23 protein-coding genes are annotated in these 22831 nt (G+C 59.6%); 7 read left to right on the plus strand and 16 right to left on the minus strand.

The features are described 5' to 3' along the window. Positions 1–141 precede the first annotated feature (141 nt). The gene (locus tag UB23_RS23620; RefSeq protein ID WP_045061677.1) at positions 142–336 is read left to right on the plus strand and encodes a DUF6316 family protein; all 195 of its coding nucleotides are present in this window, start codon (positions 142–144) and stop codon (positions 334–336) included. A gap of 126 nt (positions 337–462) precedes the next feature. On the opposite strand, the gene UB23_RS23625 is transcribed toward UB23_RS23620, so the two are convergent. Both UB23_RS23625 and pap read right to left on the minus strand, forming a co-directional pair. Continuing rightward, on the minus strand, positions 463–1647 hold the full coding sequence (locus tag UB23_RS23625) for a thiolase family protein (RefSeq protein WP_045061678.1): 1185 nt from the start codon (positions 1645–1647) through the stop codon (positions 463–465). A gap of 102 nt (positions 1648–1749) precedes the next feature. Beyond that, complete coding sequence (gene pap, locus UB23_RS23630) at positions 1750–3264, minus strand: polyphosphate:AMP phosphotransferase (protein WP_045061679.1); 1515 nt, start codon at positions 3262–3264, stop codon at positions 1750–1752. A gap of 159 nt (positions 3265–3423) precedes the next feature. On the opposite strand from pap, the gene mnmC reads away from it, so the two are divergent. Then, complete coding sequence (mnmC, locus tag UB23_RS23635; RefSeq protein WP_045061680.1) at positions 3424–5406, plus strand: bifunctional tRNA (5-methylaminomethyl-2-thiouridine)(34)-methyltransferase MnmD/FAD-dependent 5-carboxymethylaminomethyl-2-thiouridine(34) oxidoreductase MnmC; 1983 nt, start codon at positions 3424–3426, stop codon at positions 5404–5406. A 4-nt stretch (positions 5407–5410) separates the two neighbouring features. Here the strand turns inward: mnmC and UB23_RS29825 are convergent, their stop codons facing one another. Beyond that, on the minus strand, positions 5411–5566 hold the full coding sequence (locus UB23_RS29825; protein WP_160298070.1) for a hypothetical protein: 156 nt from the start codon (positions 5564–5566) through the stop codon (positions 5411–5413). 136 nt (positions 5567–5702) lie between these two features. On the opposite strand from UB23_RS29825, the gene UB23_RS23640 reads away from it, so the two are divergent. The 4 genes from UB23_RS23640 to UB23_RS23655 all read left to right on the plus strand — a co-directional run bounded on the left by UB23_RS23640 (position 5703) and on the right by UB23_RS23655 (position 11017). Further along, positions 5703–7475 carry an N-acetylglutaminylglutamine amidotransferase gene (locus UB23_RS23640; protein WP_045061681.1) on the plus strand — a complete coding sequence of 591 codons (1773 nt, stop codon included), beginning with the start codon at positions 5703–5705 and terminating at the stop codon, positions 7473–7475. A gap of 3 nt (positions 7476–7478) precedes the next feature. Further along, positions 7479–9227, plus strand: coding sequence for an N-acetylglutaminylglutamine synthetase (gene ngg / locus UB23_RS23645; RefSeq protein ID WP_045061682.1), 1749 nt, complete (start codon positions 7479–7481; stop codon positions 9225–9227). 179 nt (positions 9228–9406) lie between these two features. Then, positions 9407–10597: an osmoprotectant NAGGN system M42 family peptidase gene (locus tag UB23_RS23650; protein ID WP_045061683.1), complete on the plus strand. Its 1191-nt coding sequence runs from the start codon at positions 9407–9409 to the stop codon at positions 10595–10597. Between the two features lie 192 nt (positions 10598–10789). Next, positions 10790–11017 (plus strand): YheU family protein, encoded by a 228-nt coding sequence (locus tag UB23_RS23655; protein ID WP_003199186.1) that lies wholly within the window; start codon positions 10790–10792, stop codon positions 11015–11017. 8 nt (positions 11018–11025) lie between these two features. Here the strand turns inward: UB23_RS23655 and csrA are convergent, their stop codons facing one another. The 3 genes from csrA to UB23_RS23670 all read right to left on the minus strand — a co-directional run bounded on the left by csrA (position 11026) and on the right by UB23_RS23670 (position 12577). Further along, positions 11026–11211, minus strand: coding sequence for a carbon storage regulator CsrA (csrA, locus tag UB23_RS23660; RefSeq protein WP_045061684.1), 186 nt, complete (start codon positions 11209–11211; stop codon positions 11026–11028). A gap of 153 nt (positions 11212–11364) precedes the next feature. Further along, entirely contained in the window at positions 11365–11697 is a 333-nt protein-coding gene (locus UB23_RS23665) for a YnfA family protein (protein ID WP_045061685.1), read from the minus strand. A gap of 64 nt (positions 11698–11761) precedes the next feature. Beyond that, positions 11762–12577 carry an SDR family oxidoreductase gene (locus UB23_RS23670; RefSeq protein WP_045061686.1) on the minus strand — a complete coding sequence of 272 codons (816 nt, stop codon included), beginning with the start codon at positions 12575–12577 and terminating at the stop codon, positions 11762–11764. 278 nt (positions 12578–12855) lie between these two features. Between UB23_RS23670 and UB23_RS28900 the strand changes: the two genes are divergently transcribed. Then, complete coding sequence (locus tag UB23_RS28900; RefSeq protein WP_169858239.1) at positions 12856–13014, plus strand: DUF3309 family protein; 159 nt, start codon at positions 12856–12858, stop codon at positions 13012–13014. 59 nt (positions 13015–13073) lie between these two features. On the opposite strand, the gene UB23_RS23680 is transcribed toward UB23_RS28900, so the two are convergent. The 10 genes from UB23_RS23680 to UB23_RS23730 form a co-directional block, all read right to left on the minus strand. After that, positions 13074–15167 carry an LTA synthase family protein gene (locus UB23_RS23680; protein WP_045061687.1) on the minus strand — a complete coding sequence of 698 codons (2094 nt, stop codon included), beginning with the start codon at positions 15165–15167 and terminating at the stop codon, positions 13074–13076. A gap of 324 nt (positions 15168–15491) precedes the next feature. Then, entirely contained in the window at positions 15492–16094 is a 603-nt protein-coding gene (locus tag UB23_RS23685; RefSeq protein ID WP_045061688.1) for an START domain-containing protein, read from the minus strand. Between the two features lie 41 nt (positions 16095–16135). Further along, the gene (locus UB23_RS23690; protein ID WP_045061689.1) at positions 16136–16390 is read right to left on the minus strand and encodes a YkgJ family cysteine cluster protein; all 255 of its coding nucleotides are present in this window, start codon (positions 16388–16390) and stop codon (positions 16136–16138) included. Positions 16391–16552: 162 nt separating this feature from the next. Next, the gene (locus tag UB23_RS23695) at positions 16553–17044 is read right to left on the minus strand and encodes a hypothetical protein (RefSeq protein ID WP_045061690.1); all 492 of its coding nucleotides are present in this window, start codon (positions 17042–17044) and stop codon (positions 16553–16555) included. Positions 17045–17133: 89 nt separating this feature from the next. Beyond that, positions 17134–18573, minus strand: a complete 1440-nt coding sequence (locus tag UB23_RS23700) for an aminotransferase-like domain-containing protein (RefSeq protein ID WP_045061691.1) — start codon at positions 18571–18573, stop codon at positions 17134–17136. 282 nt (positions 18574–18855) lie between these two features. Then, on the minus strand, positions 18856–19668 hold the full coding sequence (locus UB23_RS23705) for an OmpA family protein (protein ID WP_045061692.1): 813 nt from the start codon (positions 19666–19668) through the stop codon (positions 18856–18858). After that, entirely contained in the window at positions 19665–20021 is a 357-nt protein-coding gene (locus UB23_RS23710; protein WP_045061693.1) for a DUF4398 domain-containing protein, read from the minus strand. The genes UB23_RS23705 and UB23_RS23710 overlap by 4 nt, the downstream gene beginning before the upstream one ends. A 9-nt stretch (positions 20022–20030) precedes the next feature. Continuing rightward, a complete protein-coding gene (locus tag UB23_RS23715) occupies positions 20031–20846 on the minus strand; it encodes a substrate-binding periplasmic protein (protein WP_045061694.1) in 816 nt (271 codons plus the stop codon). Between the two features lie 188 nt (positions 20847–21034). Beyond that, complete coding sequence (locus tag UB23_RS23725; protein ID WP_045061696.1) at positions 21035–21964, minus strand: electron transfer flavoprotein subunit alpha/FixB family protein; 930 nt, start codon at positions 21962–21964, stop codon at positions 21035–21037. 2 nt (positions 21965–21966) lie between these two features. Continuing rightward, complete coding sequence (locus UB23_RS23730; protein WP_007987229.1) at positions 21967–22716, minus strand: electron transfer flavoprotein subunit beta/FixA family protein; 750 nt, start codon at positions 22714–22716, stop codon at positions 21967–21969. Positions 22717–22831 lie beyond the last annotated feature (115 nt).

The raw sequence follows: 22831 nt of genomic DNA on the forward strand, positions 1-22831 counted from the left end.
GTACACAGGCACAGTTGCCCACGTGCCGCGCATGCAACTGTGCAGGTCGCATGCCGTCGATCGGTTGGTTGGGCACGGCAAATGGTTCAGACATAAGCTGATTCGATCCACCCATAGGACAGCACCTTCAGGAGAACCTTCATGTACGGCATGCGCGCCCAGGACAACGCCCCCGCTACGCACTTTCGCAGTGACCGGCTATGCAGGGTGAACGGGGAGTTGTATTTCAGTACCCGGGAAAACACGCTGGAGGGGCCGTTTGAAAATCCGCAGGTGGCGGAGCGTGGGATTCGGGAATATATCGAGCGGATGCAAAAGATGAGTAACCGGCGCTAGACCCAGGCGCGGGTATTCGCCAGCAAGTCGAATCGTCGCACCGCCGCAAGACCTGTGTGAGCGGCGGCGCGGTTATTCGACTTACTCGCGAAGGCTACTTCACAGTTTCCACACCAATACAGGTCATTACCGCACCGCTTCAAACAGCCCGGTAGCCCCCATGCCCCCGCCCACGCACATGGTCACCACGCCATAGCGCAGATTACGCCGCTGCAACTCGCGCACCAGATGCCCCACTTGCCGCGAACCGGTCATGCCGAACGGGTGGCCAATGGAAATCGAGCCGCCGTTGACGTTGTATTTTTCGTTATCGATTTGCAGGCGGTTACGGCTGTAAAGGCATTGCGAAGCGAACGCCTCGTTGAGTTCCCACAGGTCAATGTCGGCCACCTGCAACCCTTTGGCCTTGAGCAGTTTGGGCACCGAAAATACCGGGCCGATCCCCATCTCATCCGGTTCGCAACCTGCCACGGTAAATCCGCGGAAGAACGCCTTGGGCTTCAATCCCAGCTCCAGGGCTTTTTCCAGGCTCATCACCAGCGTCATCGACGCACCGTCGGACAACTGCGAAGAGTTGCCGGCAGTCACCGAGCCGTCTTCGGCAAATACCGGTTTCAAGCCCGCCAGGCTTTCCAGCGTGGTGTCCGGGCGGTTGCAATCGTCGCGATCGACAATGCCGTCGAGGATCTGCACCTCGCCGCTGTTCTTGTCCTCGACCCGGTATTTCACCGCCATCGGCACGATTTCGTCATCGAACAAGCCGGTGGCCTGGGCCTGCGCCGTACGCTGCTGGCTCTGCAGCGCATACAGGTCCTGTTCTGCGCGGCTGACGTTATAGCGACGCGCCACGATCTCGGCAGTCTGGCCCATGGGGAAGTAGATGCCCGGGACCTGCTCCTTGAGCAGCGGGTTGATCAGGTTGTCGGTATTGACGCTCTTCATCGTCAGGCTGATCGACTCGACGCCGCCAGCCACAATGATCTCACTGCAGCCCGAAGCGATCTGGTTGGCAGCAATGGCGATCGCCTGCAAACCCGACGAGCAGAAGCGGTTGAGGGTCATGCCGGCAGTGCCAGTACCCAGGCGCGACAACACCGCCACATTACGGCCGATGTTGTAGCCTTGGGCGCCTTCGTTGGAACCAGCTCCGACGATGCAGTCCTCGATGCTCGCCGGGTCGATGCCCGAGCGCGCCAACAAGGCGTCGACACAATGCGCCGCCATGTCGTCAGGACGAGTCTGGTTGAACTTACCGCGAAAGGATTTGGCCAGGCCGGTCCGCACGCTGTCGACGATCACCACTTCACGCATGGCATACCTCATTGTTGTTATCGGTTGAGAGTAGACCGAGCATAAGTCCACCACATAACCGGCTGCGACAATCATTCACCTCGCGTATGCGCAACCATCGGTTCACTTCTTGTGTTTCTTGTCCTTGCGGTCGGACTTTTCGAACGCCGCTTCCAGCGCACTGTTAATAGTGCGCAGCACTTTGACCCGCGCCCAGCGCTTGTCATTGGCTTCCACCAGCGTCCATTGCGAGATATCGGTGCTGGTGCGATCCACCATATCGCCTACCGCAGCACGATAGGCGTCCCACTTGTCGCGGTTGCGCCAGTCGTCTTCGGTGATCTTGAAACGCTTGAAGGGAATCTCCTCACGGGCCTGGAAACGCTCCAGCTGAGTCTGCTTGTCGATGGCCAGCCAGAACTTGACCACGATCACGCCGGAATCGACGATCTGCTCTTCGAAATCATTGATCTCGCTGTAAGCGCGCAACCAGTCCGACGGCGGGCAGAAGCCTTCGATGCGCTCCACCAGCACACGCCCGTACCACGAACGATCAAACACGGTGAACTTGCCCTTGGCCGGGATGTGCCGCCAAAACCGCCACAAGTACGGCTGCGCACGCTCTTCTTCGGTCGGCGCGGCAATCGGCACGATGCTGTACTGACGCGGATCCAGGGCCGCCGCCACCCGGCGAATCGCCCCGCCCTTGCCCGCCGCATCATTGCCTTCGAAGACGGCGATCAACGCGTGGCGGCGCATGCGTTTATCCCGCATCAGGCCAGAGAAGCGTGCCTGTTCGGTGATCAGCTGTTCTTCGTAATCGTCCTTGTCCAGGCGCAGGGTCAAGTCCAGGCTGTCGAGCAGGTTCAACTGATCGACGCTGGTGGGCAGTGGGGCGGCGTTGACTTTTTCCGGGTGCAGGGATGCTCGTTGGAGAGCACCTTGCAGGCCGGCGAGCAGAATCCGCCCGACCGCCAGGCTGCGATAGTTCGGGTCGACGCCTTCGATCACATGCCAGGGCGCATAGTCACGGCTGGTGCGGCGCATGACGCGCTCGCCGTATTTGACGAACTTGTCGTAGGTCTGCGATTGCTGCCAGTCCAGCGGGCTGATGCGCCAGCTGTGCAAGGGGTCGTCCGCCAGCGCCTTGAGGCGGGCCTTCATCTGTTTCTTGGACAGGTGGAACCAGAACTTGAAGATCAGCGCGCCTTCGTCGCACAGCATCTTTTCCAGACGCTCGGCGGCATTGATGCCCTGGTCGAGCCGCGGATTCTTGAACTCGCCATGGACTCGCCCTTGAAGCATCTGGCTGTACCAGTTGCCAAAGAAAATACCCATGCGGCCCTTGGCTGGCAGCATTCGCCAGTAGCGCCAGGCCGGCGGACGGGCCAGCTCCTCGTCGGTTTGCTGATCAAAAGTGCGCACTTCGATCAGTCGAGGGTCCATCCACTCGTTGAGCAGCTTGACCGTCTCACCCTTGCCGGCCCCTTCGATGCCGTTGATCAGCACGATGACCGGAAAACGTTGCTGCTGCTGGAGTTCAAATTGCGCTTCAAGCAACGCTTCGCGCAGCGCCGGCACTTCGGCGTCGTAGGTTTCTTTATCGATGAAATGACCGATTTCAGCAGATTCGAACATGGATGGCTCCCTTCCCGTATTGAGCAAGACTAGCGGATTGACCTCCCCCACGTAGTAGAAATCCATTTTCATCGTTTGATCGGCCGCTGCCGATGCCATGGATCAGGCATTGCCACGACGATCAGCTAGAATGGCCACCTTGCCGATGCCGAGCCTGCCATGAAACCCGTATTACCCCACGCCCAGCTCGACTGGGACGACCAGGGACTTCCGCGTTCGCGGGTGTTCGACGACGTGTACTTTTCCGATCTGTCGGGCCTGGATGAGACCCGTTACGTGTTCCTCCAGCAAAATGCCTTGAGTGAGCGCTTTGCCACGCTGCAGGCCGGTGAGCGCCTGGTGATTGGGGAGACCGGATTCGGCACCGGCCTGAACTTCCTCTGTGCCTGGCAGTTGTTCGAGGCACAGGCGGTGCCTGGCGTGCGGTTGCATTTCGTCAGCGTCGAAAAATACCCGCTGACCCTGCCGGACCTGCAGCGAGCACTGGCATTGTGGCCCGAGCTCAAGCCGTTCGCCGATCAACTGCTGGCGCAATACGTGGCCATCCATCAAGGCTTCCAGCGACTGGTGCTGGACAACGGCCGCGTCACCCTGACGTTGCTGATTGGCGACGCCCTGGAACAGTTGCCGCAACTGGACGCCCAAGTTGACGCCTGGTTTCTCGACGGCTTCGCCCCGGCAAAAAATCCCGACATGTGGACCGCCGAGCTGTTCGCCGAACTGGCCCGCCTGGCAGCGCCCGGCTCGACCATCAGTACGTTTACCAGCACCGGTTGGGTGCGCCGTCTGCTGAATGCGGCGGGCTTCAAGATGAAGCGTACGCCCGGCATCGGGCACAAATGGGAAATCCTGCGGGGCGTATTTCTCGGATGGCCGCAAGAGGCAGCGCCGCCGGCGGTAACCAAACCGTGGTTCGCGCGTCCGCTGCCACTGACTGGCGAGCGGCATGCCATGGTGATTGGCGCCGGTCTGGCCGGTTGCGCCACGGCTGCGAGCCTTGCGGCAAGGGGTTGGCGCGTGAGCCTGCTGGAACGTCACACGGCTCTGGCGCAGGAAGCGTCGGGCAATCCCCAGGGCGTGTTGTACCTCAAGCTTTCGGCCCATGGCACGGCGTTGTCACAGTTGATTGTCAGTGGATTTGGCCACACCCGGCGGTTGCTCGAACATCTGCAACGGGGAGTCGACTGGGACGATTGCGGTGTTCTGCAACTGGCGTTCAATGCCAAGGAAGCCGACCGGCAGGCACATTTGGCCGCAGCGTTTCCCGACGATCTGCTGCATGAGCTCGATCGCGAACACGCCGAGGGGCGCGCGGGTATCGCGCTGCCATCCGGCGGCCTGTTTTATCCAGAGGGCGGCTGGGTGCATCCGCCAGCCCTGTGCGCCTGGCAAGCGGCTCATCCCAATATCAACGTCCTGACTCATCACGAGGTGGTGCAACTGCGCCGTGACAAAGGGCAATGGCAGGCGTGGGCTGGGGAAAGATTGCTGGCCCAAGCGACAGTGGTGGTGCTGGCGGGCGCTGCCGACGTCAGGCGTTTTGACTTCAGCAGCGACCTGCCGCTCAAGCGTATTCGGGGCCAGATTACCCGCCTGCCTCAAACTGCTGACAGCCAAAGCCTGAGCACCGTGGTGTGCGCCGAAGGCTACGTTGCACCGGCGCGGCTGGGCGAACACACCCTGGGCGCCAGTTTCGATTTCAACAACGACGACCTGACACCCACGGCAGCCGAGCATGCCGGCAACTTGCAGATGCTCGAGGATATATCCGCCGATCTGGTCGCCCGCCTGGGTGCCGGCACCTTGCAACCAGAGGCCCTGGAAGGTCGCGCCGCGTTTCGCTGTACCAGTCCGGATTACCTGCCGATCGTCGGTCCGCTGGCCGCTACCCAGGCCTTTACCGACGCCTATGGCGTCCTGAGCAAAGATGCCCGGCAAACGCCGGACATCCCTTGCCCATGGCTGGACGGTGTGTACGTCAACAGCGGTCACGGTTCCCGGGGCTTGATCACCGCCCCATTGTCAGCCGAGCTGCTGGCGGCCTGGCTCGACAACGAACCGCTGCCGTTGCCCCGGGCCGTCGCCGAGGCGTGCCATCCCAATCGATTCGTCTTGCGGCGCTTGATCCGCGCAAAGGCGTGAAAGACTAAAGACTACCGCAACGCTTCTTCCAGTGTTTGCACCCCATCCCGACCCGCAGCCGCCAGCCAATGCGGCATGGCCGCTGTAGTACTCGGGCCTTGTCCAGGCCGGCGGTGTGTTCCACCAGCGCCTTCAGGCGCTGGTCGGAGGTCAGGGGCACAACCGCACAGGCATCGAGCGCCTTATTCCTTATCGATCTAAAACTCCCAGGATCGCAGCGGGTCAGTTTCTGAGTGCCCGCTGTTTTAGCCGGGTATCGATTGAACCTCCCCAACGGAAAAACCGGTAAGGACTTTATGTGCGGATTAGCTGGCGAGTTACGCTTTGACAATCAACCTGCGGACCTTGCAGCCGTTGAACGAATCACCCATCACCTGGCACCCCGCGGACCTGACGCGTGGGGCTTCCACAGCCAAGGGCCGATTGCCCTGGGCCATCGCCGCCTGAAAATCATGGACCTGTCGGACGGCTCGGCGCAGCCGATGGTCGACAATCAGTTGGGCCTGTCCCTGGCGTTCAATGGCGCGATCTACAACTTTCCAGAGTTGCGCACCGAGCTTGAAAGCCTTGGTTATGCGTTCTACTCCGGCGGTGACACCGAAGTGCTGCTCAAGGGCTATCACGCCTGGGGCGAAGCACTGCTACCCAAGCTCAACGGCATGTTTGCGTTTGCCATTTGGGAACGCGACACCAAGCGCCTTTTCATTGCCCGTGACCGTCTGGGCGTGAAGCCGCTCTACCTGTCGCGTACCGGCCAGCGCCTGCGCTTTGCCTCGGCTTTGCCAGCACTGCTCAAGGGCGGCGACATCAACCCGATCCTTGATCCGGTGGCTCTCAATCACTATCTGAATTTTCATGCCGTGGTTCCCGCTCCGCGCACCTTGCTGGCAGGCATCGAGAAATTGCCGCCGGCGACCTGGATGCGCGTCGAAGCTGATGGCAGCACCGAGCAGAAAACCTGGTGGACCCTGCCCTACGGTCCCCGTGCCGATGAAATGAACCTGACACTGGAAGACTGGCGCGACCGCGTGCTGGACAGCACCCGTGAAGCGGTGGCTATTCGTCAACGAGCCGCTGTCGACGTCGGCGTCTTGCTCTCCGGCGGAGTGGATTCGAGCATGCTCGTGGGACTGTTGCGCGAAGTCGGGGTGGAGAACCTGTCGACCTTTTCCATCGGCTTCCAGGATGCCGGCGGCGAACGCGGCGACGAGTTCCAATACTCGGACCTGATCGCCAGGCACTACGGCACCCAGCACCATCAGTTACGCATCGACGAAAAAGAGATCATTGAGCAATTGCCCGCGGCGTTCCGCGCCATGAGCGAGCCGATGGTCAGCCATGACTGCATTGCGTTCTACCTGCTGTCCCGTGAAGTGGCCAAGCACTGCAAGGTGGTACAGAGCGGCCAGGGTGCAGACGAACTGTTCGCCGGTTACCACTGGTATCCGCAAGTCGATGGCGCCGCCGACCCTTACGCTGCCTACCGCGAAGCGTTTTTCGACCGCAGCTATGAAGATTACGCCGCCACCGTGCAGCCCAAATGGTTGACGGCGAATGACGCGGCTGGCGATTTCGTGAAAGAACATTTTGCCCAGCCTGGCGCCGATGCCGCTGTGGACAAAGCATTGCGCCTGGACAGCACGGTGATGCTGGTGGACGACCCGGTCAAGCGCGTCGACAACATGACCATGGCCTGGGGCCTGGAAGCCCGCACGCCGTTCCTGGACTACCGCCTGGTGGAATTGTCGGCACGGGTACCGGGCAAATTCAAGCTGCCCGATGGCGGCAAGCAGGTGCTCAAGGAAGCCGCGCGACTGGTCATTCCAAGTGAAGTGATCGACCGCAAGAAAGGTTACTTTCCGGTCCCCGGCCTCAAGCATCTACAGGGCGATACGCTCAATTGGGTGCGCGAACTGCTGCTGGATCCGAGCCAGGATCGTGGCTTGTTCAACCCGGCCATGCTTGACCGCCTGCTGACTGATCCACAAGGTCAACTGACGCCCTTGCGTGGCTCCAAGCTGTGGCAACTGGCGGCCTTGAACCTGTGGCTCAGCGAACAAGGAATCTGATCGATGAAACCCCACGCCACGGCTTACAGCCAACGCTTGTTGCGCGGTCAGGCGCCTACCTACGAGCGCTTGCAGGCACGCTTGGCTGAGGATGGCAGTGAACCGAGCGCGGCCCCGATTGCGCTGCATTGCGGTTGGGGTCGATTGCTGATCGGCCACACCTTCGCTGACCCTGCCAGTCTTGCCCAGGAACTGCTCAACGAAAAACCCGGCGAGCGGGATATCGCGCTGTATGTGGCCGCGCCCCAGCAGGTGTTGGGGCTTGAGCCGGCGCAACTGTTCCTCGACCCTTCGGACACCTTGCGCCTGTGGTTCACTGACTATCGCCCCTCCACGCGGGTGTTTCGCGGCTTCCGGATTCGTCGGGCGCAAAGTGAGGCGGACTGGAAGGCGATCAACACGCTGTACCAGGCCCGCAACATGCTGCCCATCGATGCCAGTTTGCTGACCCCGCGGCACCTCGGCGGTCCGGTGTACTGGCTGGCCGAGGATGAAGACAGCGGTGCGGTCATCGGCAGTGTGATGGGGCTCAACCATCACAAGGCCTACAACGATCCAGAGAACGGCAGCAGCCTGTGGTGCCTGGCCGTCGACCCCCTTTGTTCCCGACCGGGGGTGGGAGAAGTGCTGGTCCGGCACCTGATCGAACACTTCATGAGTCGCGGGCTGAGTTACCTCGACCTGTCGGTATTGCATGATAATCGCCAGGCCAAAAACCTCTACGCCAAGCTGGGTTTTCGCAACCTTTCGACCTTTGCCATCAAACGCAAGAATGGCATCAATCAGCCGCTGTTCCTGGGGCCTGGGCCGGAGGCGAACTTCAACCCTTACGCACGGATCATTGTCGAGGAGGCCCATCGTCGGGGTATTGATGTACTGGTCGATGACGCCGAAGCCGGGATGTTCACCCTCAGCCATGGCGGGCGGCGGGTACGTTGCCGCGAGTCCCTGAGCGACCTGACCAGCGCCATCAGCATGAGTCTGTGCCAGGACAAAAGCCTGACACACAAGGTACTGAAGGCGGCGGGGCTGAAATTGCCGTCCCAGCAACTTGTCGGCAACGTCGATGACAACCTGGCATTCCTCGACGAGCATGAGCGCGTAGTGGTCAAGCCGCTGGACGGCGAACAGGGCCGAGGGGTAGCGGTGGACCTGCAGACGATCGAAGAGGTCCAGCAAGCCATTGAGTCAGCTCGCCAGTTTGACACCCGGGTGCTTCTGGAGAGTTTTCACGAAGGTTTGGACCTGCGGATTCTGGTAATCGGTTTTGAAGTGGTGGCTGCGGCCATCCGCCGACCGGCCGAAGTGATCGGTGATGGCCAGCACAGTGTCGGGGCGCTGATCGAGGCTCAAAGTCGTCGGCGCCAGGCTGCCACCGGCGGCGAGAGCAAGATCCCCCTCGACCACGAAACCGAGCGTACCCTGGCGGCTGCCGGTTACGATTACAGCAGTGTTTTACCGGCCGGCGAGCACCTGTTCGTGCGGCGCACGGCGAATCTGCATACCGGCGGCATCCTTGAGGATGTCACGTCCATCCTGCATCCGACCCTGGTCGACGCTGCGGTGCGGGCGGCCCGGGCGCTGGACATTCCCATGGTCGGGCTCGACCTGCTGGTGCCGGCGGCGGATCAGCCGGAATACGTATTTATCGAGGCCAATGAACGCGCCGGGCTGGCCAACCATGAACCGCAACCGACGGCAGAACGCTTTGTGGATCTGCTGTTTCCCCATAGTCAGCCGGCTGCCCAATAGATAGATGCTGCCTGGACTGACGCCATCGCGGGCAGCCTGTTCCCACAGGGAGTGTGTGAGGCCCGGCTCTGGGAGCCGGGCTGCTGTGAGAGCAAAGCCTGCCCGCGATGACGGCCTGACCACCTCCCATTCTTAACCTCATCGAAACCATCGATGCACTCAACTCATCAGGAGTTTCCATGACCAGTAGAATCCCGGAACCGGATCTCAACTACCTGCAAAAAGTCCTGTTGGAGATGCTGGCCATTCCAAGCCCCACAGGATTCACCGACACCATCGTGCGCTACGTCGCCGAGCGTCTTGAAGAGCTGGGCATTCCCTTCGAAATGACCCGGCGCGGGACCATCCGTGCGACCCTCAAGGGCAAGAAAAACAGCCCGGATCGCGCCGTCTCGGCGCATCTGGACACCATTGGCGCGGCAGTTCGCGCGGTCAAGGACAACGGTCGACTGACCCTGGCACCGGTTGGCTGCTGGTCCAGCCGTTTTGCCGAGGGCAGTCGGGTCAGCCTGTTCACCGATAATGGCGTGATTCGCGGCAGTGTATTGCCCCTGATGGCTTCCGGGCACGCCTTCAACACGGCCGTGGACGAGATGCCGATCAGCTGGGATCACGTGGAGTTGCGTCTGGATGCCTACTGCGCCACTCGTGCAGACTGTGACTCGCTAGGGATCAGCGTCGGTGATTTCGTGGCCTTCGATCCATTGCCCGAATTCACCGAAAGCGGCCATATCAGTGCCCGTCACCTGGATGACAAGGCCGGCGTGGCTGCGCTGCTGGCGGCCATGAAGGCGATTATCGACAGTGGCGAAGAGCTGATGATCGATTGTCATCCCCTGTTCACCATCACCGAGGAAACCGGCAGTGGCGCGGCAGCGGCGTTGCCGTGGGACGTCAGTGAGTTCGTCGGCATTGATATAGCCCCCGTAGCTCCGGGCCAGCATTCCAGCGAACATGCCGTGAGTGTGGCAATGCAGGATTCCGGTGGGCCGTATGACTATCACCTGTCCCGGCACTTGCTGCGCCTGGCCAGCGATAATGAATTACCGGTGCGTCGCGATCTGTTCCGTTATTACTTCAGCGATGCGCATTCGGCGGTTACCGCCGGGCATGACATCCGCACCGCCTTGCTCGCTTTCGGCTGCGATGCAACTCACGGCTACGAGCGTACCCACATAGACAGCCTGGCCGCGTTGAGTCGCCTGCTCGGCGCCTACATCCTCAGCCCGCCGGTATTTGCCAGCGATGCACAGCCAGCGAAGGGTTCGCTGGACCGGTTCAGTCACCAGATCGAGCATGACACGCAGATGGAAAGTGATACCCGGGTGCCATCGGTGGATAGCCTGGTGGGACAGCGCAACGATAGCTAAGCCGATATCTGCGGCGCCGGCACGGCCGATCGAGAGCAGGCTCGCTCCCACAGAATTTTCCCCGTGCGGGAAACGGTTTTGGTGTGAGGGCAAGCCTGCTCGCGATGACGATGGAGCAACCTGCGCTAAACCGAGGGTAGCCGCCATCTGCCAATCGCCGTAGCATCGCGCGATTGTTCAACCGAGGTGGCTATGCTGATTCCCCACGACCAACTTGAAGTCGATACCTTGACCCGCTTGATCGAAGATTTCGTGACCCGCGACGGCACGGACAACGGCGACGACACCCCGCTGGAAACCCGGGTCTTGCGGGTTCGCCAGGCCCTGACCAAGGGACAGGCACTGATCGTTTTCGATCCGGAGAGCGAGCAATGTCAACTGATGCTCAAGCACGATGTGCCCAAGCATCTGTTCGACTGAAACGTCTGTTACTTGTGTTTCCCGGTCTTTTTTTCGTCCTGGATGCGCTCGTAGATCTCGCTGCGATGGACGGTAAAACTGCGCGGCGCTTCAACTCCGATGCGCACACTGTCGCCACTGACGGCCAGGATTCGCACGGAAATGGTGTCGCCAATGGAGATCAACTCTTGGGCTACACGGCTGAGAACTAGCATGGGATAGGTCCTACTGGGTGACAGGACCTTGAAGATGCCCGGCAGAAAACGCTCATTCAATATGTTGTAGGCAAATCAGTTTTTCCCTACAAACCTGAGGGAAGCACCCCGTAGGATTTATCCGACAAAACCGCAGAATATCGGATCTTTCCTTCAGGAAGCCGACAGTCGTGGGCCGAAGAGAATCACCGTCGCGCCAATCACGCACAGGGCCACACCGATCCAGTCCGAGCTCAAGGGACGAATCCGCTCCACCACCGCCAACCAGCCAATTGACGCCACGATGTAGATGCCTCCATAGGCGGCATAGGCGCGACCTGCATAGGTCGCTTCCACGCGCGTCAGCAGGAGTGCGAACAGCGTCAGGCTGAACAGTGCCGGCACAATCCACAGGGCGCTCTTGCCCTGGCGCAACCACATCCAGAATGCAAAACACCCGGCGATTTCAAACAAGGCGGCAAGAAAGAACCACAGGTAATTGAGCATGCAAGGGTCTCGCTAAAATGGCCGATGGCGGCCACCCTAGCGACGGCGGGACCATCGGGCAAGCTCAGCCTGCGGTCTGTTTGGCCTTTGCGCGCATTTTATCGGCCATGACCGTCATTTCGTTGTACAGCAGTTGCGGGTTCTTCTGCTTGATCGCCCAGGCCATACGGCCCTGCTCGTGCGGCAAGATCATGAATTCACCGGCACCGATCTGCTGATAGATGTAGTCGGCAATGTCGGCAGCGGTGATCGGCGAACTTTCAAGCAATTTGCCGACCTGCGCTTTCATCGCAGGCGTCGGGCCTCGGAAAGAGTCCAGCAGGTTGGTCTGGAAGAACGATGGGCATACCACATGCACCCCGACTTCCTGCTGCGCCAGTTCGATCAGCAGGCTTTCAGACAATGCGACCACGCCGGCCTTGGCCACGTTGTAGTTGCTCATGGCAGGGCCTTGCATCAGCGCGGCCATGGACGCGATGTTGATGATCTTGCCCTTGCTCTTTTCCAGCAGCGGCAGGAACGCCTTGCAGCCCTTGACCACGCCCATCAGGTTGATCGCAATCTGCCAATCCCAGTCTTCCAGGGACAGCTCGCTGAAGAACCCGCCGGAGGCCACTCCGGCGTTGTTGACGATGATGTCGATGCCGCCCAGCTTCTCCTCGCAGGCCTGGGCAAACGCCGTCAGTTGACTGTAGTCGCGCACGTCACAGCGCTGGATAAACCCGTCGCCACCCGCCTCGCGCACCAGCTTGAGGGTTTCCTGCAGGCCGGGATCGCTGACATCGGACAAGGCCAGTTGCCAGCCCTCGCGCGCCCAGCGGAGCGCGATTTCGCGACCCAGGCCCGAGCCTGCGCCAGTGATCATCATGCGATTTTGCATAGCAGACAGCCTTGTTGTTCCGGGGAAGATGTGCCGAGTGTAGCGAAGGAGATAGCGGGAGCCACGCTGCATCAGATTGCTGAATAGGCTGCTCAAACCCCGGGCGCGGACGGATGAACTAAGCCAATAAAAAGGAAATAAGGCTTTCTTCGAAAAACATTAAAAAAACTTGGAATTTTCTGGCGATCAGCGCAGTCGGATCATTTAAGCAGCCAGGATTTAATTCATTCCTGCTGACAGTTATAGCTAGGTCATTCCGGAACACTTTCAACAAGGAAATAGACATGGGCACAATTCTAATCGTTATTCTGATCCTTCTTCTGGTAGGCGGTTTGCCGGTCTTCCCCCACTCCAGAAGTTGGGGGTATGGCCCGTCGGGTATCATCGGTGTAGTACTGGTGGTGCTGTTGATCCTGCTCTTGCTTGGCAAGATATAAAGCGTTAACAGGAAAAAAAAGAGGCCCTGAAAAGGGCCTCTTTTTTATTGCCTGGACATTCAGTCCGGCTTGCCGTCAACCACACCGGCAGTGTTATCGATCAGGCTCTTGGTCGCCGTTTGCAGGAAAGCTTCAAGTTTCTGCTTGAGCTCGGCGGTACGCGGTGCATCAGGGATGACCTCGGCCTTGGGTGTAGCGCCCAACTGATACTGGTATACCTTCGGCGCCATTTCTTTTTCCTTGGGCAGTACCAGGATCTGATCCGCGGTGATGATCGCGGTGGTCTGTTCGCTGCCCGAAGGCTTGATCACGCCAAAACCGGTGTCGCCTTCCGGCAGGTTCAGCAGGTCACGACCCCAGCATTGATGGCGCACTTCGCCACCGATGCGGCCCATGATGGTCGGCACGATATCGATCTGGGTGCCAACGGTGTGGTCACGCTCGCCGAATTTCTCCTGGATGCCCGGTGCGATCAGCAGCATCGGCACGTTGAAGCGACCCAGGTCCATTTCGGTGATCTGGCGCTCGTTGCCGAAACCGTGGTCACCCACGATGACGAACAGGGTCTCCTTGAAGTAAGGCTCCTTGCGGGCCTTCTCGAAGAACTGGCCCAAGGCCCAATCGGCGTAGCGCATGGCCGTCAAATGTTCGTTGAGGCTGCCGCGATCCGTCACGCGCTCGACCGGCAATGGCGACGGCAAGGCGTATGGGGTGTGATTCGACAAGGTTTGCAGCAGCGCATAAAACGGCTTGCCGTTTTCCCGCGCCTTGAGCTCGACCAGGCCGCGATCAAACATATCCTGGTCGGACACGCCCCAGGTCGGATCGGAGAACACCGGGTTCACGTAATCATTGCGACCAATGAAGTTGGTCATGCCCTGGCTACTGAAGAAGCCCGACTGGTTATCCCAGGCGAAGTCGCCGTTGTAGACGTATACATCGTTGTAATCACGGACACTGAGCAGTTGCGGTAAACCGGACAGCTTGTGGCTGCCTTCCGGGGTCTGCATCAGGTATTCGAAGCCCGGCAGGTTCGGGAAGCAGGCCATGGTGGCGAACATGCCCTGGTGGGTGTGTGTGCCGTTGGAGAAGAAGCGATCGAACAGCAGGCCCTCTTTCGACAGTTTGTCGAGGTACGGCGTGATGTTACCCGAGGCACCCAACGCGCCTACCGAGTGACCGGCCATGCTTTCCATCAGGATCACGACGACGTTCTTGATCGGCAGGGTCTTGTCGGCCGGTGGCGTGTAGTCACGGCGCACGGCTGCCGTGTCCGGATCGACCAGCTTGTCGTCAGGCATGACCAGCATGTCGCGCACGATTTGCTGGGCTTCAGGCTGCGGCAAGGTAGCCTTCCAGATATTATCGCGATCTTCAGACATGCGGCTCTTGGCAGCAGCGATCAGCGACAGCGTGCCATTGAGGCCCAACTGATTGGCGAAATTGGAATCGGTGGTGTAGACGTCCCCCCAGCGCAACGGCGGACCTTGACGCAAGGTGCCGCGAGCCGCGACGACGCAGATCAGCAGGCAAACCACGAACACGGCAGTGCGCGCATACCATGGAGCCACCTGGCGAGTACTGATGGTACCGCCGCTGAACGGGCCGCGTGGTCGGGTGGCGCGGTCTGCCCCCTTGAACGCCAGCGCGAGGATGACAGTGCCGCCGACCCATGCCAGCAGGTAACGAACCACGGGAAAACCGTACCAGAGCATGCTCATGACGGTTTTCGGGTCTTCCTTCACATACTGGAAGACCAGGCCGTTGAGACGTTGGTGGAATTCGCGGTAGAAGTCCATTTCCATCAGGCCGAGGAACAGCGCGATGCTCGAAGCCACGGTCAGCCACAGGCGGAAGAAACCACGGGCCGCCATTGCGCGGACGCTGAACAGTGCCAGTACCAGCGGGATGCTGAGGTAGACCACCAGGCGCAGGTCGAATCGCAGACCGTTGACGAACGCTTCGGCGAAGGTCGAGGCCGGTGTATCAAGGATCATCTCGCTGTTGTAGGCCAGCAGCGCAACGCGCAGCAGGCTGAACATGACCATCATGACCAGGGCGCACAACAAGGTGTAGGCCAGGTGCGATTTGACGGTTGGTTGCAGCAGGCGACTTGAAGCTCGCTGCTGTTTCAGGGCGTCCGGGTTTGCCATGTCGTTTTAGGACCCATTGGAAGTTGAAGTTGCATAAATACAGCGGCGCTTAGCCCTCTGTTGGTCGATACCTGACCCCGGGGCTTGCGCGGTGCGCAAATGTTGCACGATCACCCGCAGCATTGCCATTGATTACTGTTTGGGTTGGCGCGGGCGAGATTGTCTTGGACGGGTTGTGAAAATTTCGTGCAGTGAATATTCGGATACAAAATATAGGCTTGGGTTGCTCGATCTGTTGGCCTCGGTGGGCCAGGTGCAGGGGCTGTCGAGTGAAACGAAGCAGCGCCTGCACAGCTCCCGGACGGATCGGTCAAAAAAGCGAAATTACTTCTCCGCCCGCTCCTTCAACGCCTTCAACGTATTGAACGGCGCATCCACCACAAACTTGTTGGCCACCATCGAAGGCACGCTGCCGCCCGGCTCAGTGTGCACCTGGTAGGTGACTTCGACCTGGTCACCCTTGGGCACGAACTTCCAGAAACCCTCGACCTTGACCACCCGCACAAAACCCTTTTCCTCGGGCATGTACTTGGGCACGCCTTCGAGCTTGCGGGTCAGGCTGCCATCGGCGCCTTCGACGGTGGTGATGTGCAGCACCGAATCCCGTGGAGTCACCGGCCATGGGGTATTGAATTGAGAGTAGGTCCAGCTCTGGTCGCCTTCATGCTTGAGCAGTTTCTGCAGCTTGCATTCGTGAATCCAGGCACAGGCACCCGGCACATCCTCCTGCAAGGCGCGTAGTTTGGCCATGGAGGTTTTCATCAGGGTGATGCCCTGGTAAGCCTTGTAATCAGAACCGGCCACTTCACTCAAGGAGACCTTGATACCGTCCTCGTTCTTGGCAACTTTCCACTCTTCGGCCTGGACCGAAGTCGCCAGCAAAACGCTGAAACCACACAGCACAGCCAAACGATGCAGCGAACCCATAGTGTTATTCCTTATTGTTGAAGTTCAGACCGTTGAACACATCACGCCGCCGTCATTTGCTCCCACCAGCCAATCAGTTTGATCGCTTCTTCGCTGCTGTTGCCGCAAACATCGGGGTCGGCCGCGAATGACGAACAAACAGCCGGGCGCTCCGGTTTACCGAAAATGTTGCACAGGTTTTCGACAGACAGTTGCACGCAACGTTCTCCCGCAGGTTTGCCGTGGGGCATTCCGGGGATCGGTGAACTGATGGAAGGGGCAATGCAACAGGCGCCACAACCCTCACGGCATTTCATGACGACAAGCTCCTCGCGACGGGCGATGTGTAAAGACGGGGCACAGAGTAACCGCTAAAACAGTTGTTTTAAATTAAACCGGCCGAGGTTTTTCGATCAAATGGGCGTGACCGACCAGTCTCCGACAAAGCGTCCTGGCTTGGGGTCACAAGAGGGAGCCAATCATTGCTTGAATTCGAATTCCAGCGCCGCACCTTCTACGTCGCGCCGCTCTTCATTGCGCAACTGCAGCTGCATTTCGTTGCTGAGCAGGCGCCCGTTGAGTTGAAAAGGACTGCTGCCCGTCTTGTCGCCAAACATTTGCGGCAATATCGCATCGTGTTTGGGCAACGGCACCGTGCCAACCGGGTCCAGCTCTTCAACCATGTCCTTGGGCAGGCTCAGGTCGAGTTTGGCCGAAGGTAGCGGGGTTTTCGCTATTTCACTGGCGGATTTGGACTTGGAAGTAATAGGTGCGCGTTTTTTCACCGGCTTGCTGTTCTTTTTAGCGGGGGACGCCTTTTTGACAGTGCCGGTCTTTTTTGCCGGGGTAGACTGACTTGCAGACGTGCTTGCCGAAGAAGTTTGCTGGGCAGGAGCCGCCATGAGGCCTTGTGCCTGAAAAGACATCAGCAGGCAGAACGACAACCACACGGCGGGTAAAATCGATTTCATGGACCCGGCAACACTAACGGCAGAGGGCCATATGCTCGCCTGTTAGCCGGCACAAGACAAGTATGCACAGCAATAACCTGCCCATCCCGTCAAAAACCGGCCGCCGTTTCCTGGCAAAGCTGGGTGGCGAGCATGCCCAAAGTCATCAAGGCACGCTCTGCTTCACGGTTCCACGGGATGCCACAATTGAGCCGGATACAGTGGTTGAATTGCTCGGTGTTACTGAATATGAGCCCAGGGGCGATGCTGATCCCCTGTTGCAACGCCCGCACATGCAGTTCCTGGGTGTTCACTCGCCCCGGCAGGCTTACCCAAAGAATGAAACCGCCGGTGGGCCGGGTCATTTGCGTGCCTTCGGGAAAGTACTGCTGGACTGCCAGTTGAAAGGCGCTGAGGTTCTTGCGGTATTCCTGGCGGATGTAGCGCAAATGCCGATCGTAGCCGCCGTTTTCCAGATAAGCAGCAATGCCCATCTGGGTGACACTGCAGGCCGAATGGGTGCTGAAGGTCTGCAGGCGCTGGATTTCCTGCTGGTACTTTCCGGCAATCATCCAGCCAATGCGCACCCCGGGGGACAGGGTCTTGGAAAAGCTTGAGCAATAGATCACCCGATCCAGCCGGTCATAGGCCTTGAGCGCCTTGGTACGGCCCTGCTCGAACATCAGTTCGCCATAGATATCGTCTTCAACGATCTGGATATCGAAGTCCGACGCCAGGCGCAGCAGTTGCTTCTGGCGTTCCTCGGGCATGGTGCCGCCCAGGGGATTACTGAGGCGCGTGGTCAGAACCAGCGCCTTGATCGACCATTGGTTGGCGGCCAGTTGCAGGGCTTCCAGGCTCATGCCGGTGGCGGGGTCGCTGGGAATCTCGATGACCTTGAGGCCCAGCAGGTCAGCCAGTTGCAACAACCCATAGTAAGTCGGCGACTCGGCGGCTATGAGGTCACCCGGCCGGGTCAGCACGCGCAAGGACATCTGCAGGGCGTCGACGCAACCGTGGGTGATCACCACTTCCGAGGGATCGACCACCACTCCGGCATCACGCATTCGAATCGCCACCTGGCGCCGCAGCGGTTCAAAGCCTGGGCTGAACATGTAGCTGAAGGCCCGCGGGCTATGAAACCGCGTGACCTTGGCCAACTGCTGATGCAGGGCCCGCACCGGCAGGTAATCGACGCTAGGTACTGCAGCGCCAAGAGGAAACACCCCTTCGCGGCGGGACTCGACCAACACCTGTTGAATGATGCTGCTGCGCGTGACCAGGCTGGGGCGTTCGACCCTGGCGATGTCCGGGGTCGGCGCGGTCAGGGCCGGGGTTTGGTGCACGTAATAGCCCGACTGAGGCCGGGCACGAATCAATCCCTGATCCTCGAGATTGGCGTAAGCCTGCAACACGGTGGCATGGCTGACGTTGAGCTGCGAACTCATCTTGCGCACCGAAGGCACGCGCTCCCCCGGTTGATAGACACCGCGGCGGATGTCTTCTGCCAGTTGTTGAGCAATACGTTGGTACAGCAAGAGATTGGTCATGACGCAGCACTCGATTTCACGGGCATTTTATTCTTATGTGACACAGTACCGGAACAGTTTAGAAGTGTACGGGGACAGTTGCCAGAATAGTTGACCGTACAGTGCAGTGTCAGCAAAAACTGTACTGGCTTACCACTGCAGGAGCGAGCTTGCTCGCGATAAACGGCAACAATAACGCGTGAAGTCTGGATAAACGCAGTGTCGATGAGTTTTTCGCGAGCAAGCTCGTTCCTACCCTGAATAGCAATATGGATTGCCGGGTTGTATGCAGTTCAGCCGCCGTTAACGGGCGGCGCCGAGCTGGCCCTTTTCATCGGAGAACACAATTTCCACCCGACGGTTCTGTGCCCGCCCCCGTTCCGAGGCGTTCACGTCGACCGGATACTCATCGCCGTAACCTTCGACCTTGATGCGCTTGTCATCAATGCCAAGGTCCATCAGTACATTGGCCACGGATTGCGCGCGGTCACGGGACAATTTGAGGTTTTCCTGCTTGCCACCGGTACTGTCGGTGTAACCCTCGATCCGGACCACGCGTTTGGGATTGAGCTGCAGGAATTGCACGATCTTCAGCACCACGCGGTTAGCGGAGCTTTTCAACTCGGCTTCGCCGGTGTCGAACAACACGTCACCCAGGGTCATGACCAACCCGCGATCGGTCTGGGTGGTGGCGAGTGCGACAATCTGCTCTTCCAGCCACTTGCCCTGCTGTTGCACGCTGAGCAACTTGGATTCGCGCAGGGCCAGTTGCAGGCGCTGGCGTTCCAGTTCGAGCTTGGCCGCGCGCTCTTCGTTAAGCACCTGGTTGGTGTGCTCCCGGGCGATTTCACTGTAGCGCTGGCTCAGGTAGGCGTAATGCAGCACGTCCGAGCCACTGCCCCAGTAGCTGGACAGACGGTCGGCGCGAGCCAGGGATTCACCGGCCCGGATCACGTCCTTGGGCGCAATACGCAGCACGTTGGAGTCTTCCTTGACCTTCTGGAAGTCAATACCGGCTTCCTGCAACGCGGTTTCACTGTGCTGGCCGGCACAGCCATAAAGGCTTGCACAACCCACCAGGATCAAGCCGCCAAAGGCTCTGGACGCACTATTCATTGGGCATCTCCCAATTGCTTGCGCAAGCGGGTGATGCGGGTATTCAGTACGTTCAACTGCTCTTCGCTCTTGAGGGTCAGCACCCGGGCTTCGGCCAGGCGCGCATCCAGTTCGGCCTGTTCGGCGCGCATGCGTGCATTCTTGAAGGACTGGTCGTTCATGCTGCCTTGGGCGCGGTTGAACTTGTCTTCGGCCAATTTCATTTCCGGTACGTCGGCGGCGGTAGCCCCCACGGCCTTGGCCTGTTCGAGCGCCTGCTCGGTCAGGCGCATTTGTTCATTCGGCGCCGGATCGGCTGCACAACCCGCCAGAGCCAGAACGGCCAGGGCAGCGAAAAGAGGTCGAATACTCACTAAAAATCCCTACTGTTTTGGGGTACTGACGGGTTGTTGCTGCTGCAATTTCCAGCGCTCGATATTGCGCTGCAACGCGGCTTCCGCCAGACCGGACGCGGGCAATTCTGTCATCTTTTTCGCCAGCTGTCCGCGCAACCACGGATCGTTGCACGCCGAGTTGTGGGAAACCGCCAGATACAGCCCGGGTTTGTCGACCGGTTCAGCACGGGCGACAAGGTCATTGGCCATGCTCAGCGACTGCGCGGCGGCGATGCCCGAATATCGGCCCGCCAGCACAAACTCCACTTCACCCAACAGCAGTTTCTGCAATGCCTGCGTCAGGTTGGGCGTGCGGATCAGGGCCAATTGCTGCTCGGCGTACGTACCGAACTGCGGCGTCAACCGTGCCTTTTCCGAGATCGCACCGGCATGCCCATGAAGGTCTTGTGCCTGGTTGTAGACCAGCGGTGAATCCTTGCGAGTCCAGACGAGGTAGTCGTTCTCCAGTAAGGGCGGATGAATGTAATCCAGGGAGTCGAGCTCGCCAAACGTCAGCGGCGCATCGGCGAGCAGATCCATGCGCCCGCTGCGCACTTCGTCCAGCGCCTGGGACCGTTTGCCGGCATAGAGCAGTTCGACCTTGATGCCCAACTGCCCCGCCACCTGCTGCAACAGATCGGCACTGGCGCCGATCAGGTGCTTGGGATCCTGCGGGTCTTGCCACAGATAAGGGGGTGCATCCGGGCTGCCGGTGACCACCAGGCGCTCGCACTTGCCTGCGGCATTGGCCAGTCCAGGCAGCACCGTCAAACCCAGCAATACACAACCGAAAACTCGATGCACGACACCCTCCCAGTCAAACCAATACCACCTGTAGGAGCGAGCTTGCTCGCGAAAAAACCGAGGATACCGCAGGGTGACAGGCTCCCGGCGTCATCGTTGAATTCCATCGCGAGCAAGCTCGCTCCTAAAGGGGGCGCAAAAAAAAACCCGGCCATAAGGCCGGGCTCTTTATAAGTGAAGCCGCTGGATTAGACCAGCTTCTCCAGCTCAGGGATGGCTTCGAACAAGTCCGCCACCAGGCCGTAATCGGCCACCTGGAAGATCGGCGCTTCTTCGTCCTTGTTGATCGCGACGATCACCTTGGAGTCTTTCATGCCGGCCAGGTGCTGGATCGCGCCGGAGATACCGACGGCGATGTACAGCTGTGGCGCAACGATCTTGCCGGTCTGACCGACCTGCATGTCGTTAGGGACAAAACCTGCGTCGACCGCAGCGCGGGACGCGCCCACGGCAGCGCCCAGCTTGTCAGCCAGGGCGTACAGGTGTTTGAAGTTGTCGCCGTTCTGCATGCCTCGGCCGCCGGAAACGACGATCTTGGCAGCAGTCAGTTCCGGACGATCCGATTTGGCAAGCTCTTCGCCAACGAAGCTGGAAGTGCCAGCGTCGTGAGCAGCAGCAACGGTTTCAACCGATGCCGAACCGCCTTCAGCCGCCACCGGGTCAAAACCGGTAGCACGCACGGTGATCACTTTTACCGACGCGTTCGACTGAACGGTGGCAATGGCGTTACCGGCGTAGATCGGGCGCTTGAAAGTGTCAGCGCTTTCTACCGAGATGATCTCGGAGATCTGGTCAACGTCCAGCGCAGCAGCAACACGTGGCAGGATGTTTTTGCCGTTGGAAGTGGCGGCAGCCAGGATGTGGCTGTAGCCCTTGCCAAGCTCTGCAATCAGAGGCGCAACGTTTTCCGGCAACTGATGCGCATAGGCGGCGTTGTCGGCCACCAGCACTTTAGCCACGCCAGCGATTTTCGCAGCGGCTTCAGCCACGGCGCCAGCGCCAAGGCCGGCAACCAGAACGTGGATGTCGCCACCGATTTTGGCAGCGGCAGCTACGGTATTCAGGGTGGCCGGGGCCACTACCTTGTTGTCGTGTTCAGCGATTACCAAGATAGTCATAATCAGATTACCTTCGCTTCGTTTTTCAGTTTCTCGACCAGTTCAGCCACCGACTTGACCTTGATACCCGCGCTGCGTGCAGCAGGCGCTTCGACTTTCACGGTCTTGTTGGTGGAGGCGGTGGAAACGCCCAAAGCATCCGGAGTCAGCACTTCAAGAGGCTTCTTCTTGGCTTTCATGATGTTTGGCAGGGACGCATAACGCGGCTCGTTCAAACGCAGGTCGGTGGTGACGATGGCCGGCAGTTTCAGGGAAACCGTCTGCGCGCCGCCGTCGATTTCGCGGGTCACGGCAACGCTGTCGCCGCTGATTTCCACTTTCGACGCGAACGTGCCCTGGCCATAACCGCTCAATGCCGCGAGCATCTGGCCAGTCTGGTTGTTGTCGCTGTCGATCGCTTGTTTGCCAAGGATCACCAGCTGTGGCTGTTCCTTGTCGACTACAGCCTTGAGCAGTTTGGCAACGGCCAGGGAAGTCAGATCTTCAGCGGATTCGACGAGGATGGCGCGGTCGGCACCCAGGGCCAGCGCAGTGCGCAGTTGCTCCTGAGCGGTGGACGGGCCGACGGAGACGACGACGATTTCAGTCGCAACACCCTTTTCTTTCAGGCGTACGGCTTCTTCCACTGCGATTTCGCAGAATGGGTTCATCGACATCTTGACGTTGGCGAGGTCAACGCCGGAATTGTCCGCCTTGACGCGAACCTTGACGTTGTAATCAACAACGCGTTTGACAGCTACAAGAACCTTCATGGATTCCTCGTTACTCTCCGGTGAAAAGAAAGCCGCCTAGGCGAACCTGGCGGTTGATACTCATCGGGCGCAAGGGCACCTCTAAAAACGCCGGCATAAGTGTCAAGTGACCATC

Source organism: Pseudomonas sp. ES3-33, assembly GCF_000952175.1.
Lineage (GTDB): Bacteria > Pseudomonadota > Gammaproteobacteria > Pseudomonadales > Pseudomonadaceae > Aquipseudomonas > Aquipseudomonas gregormendelii.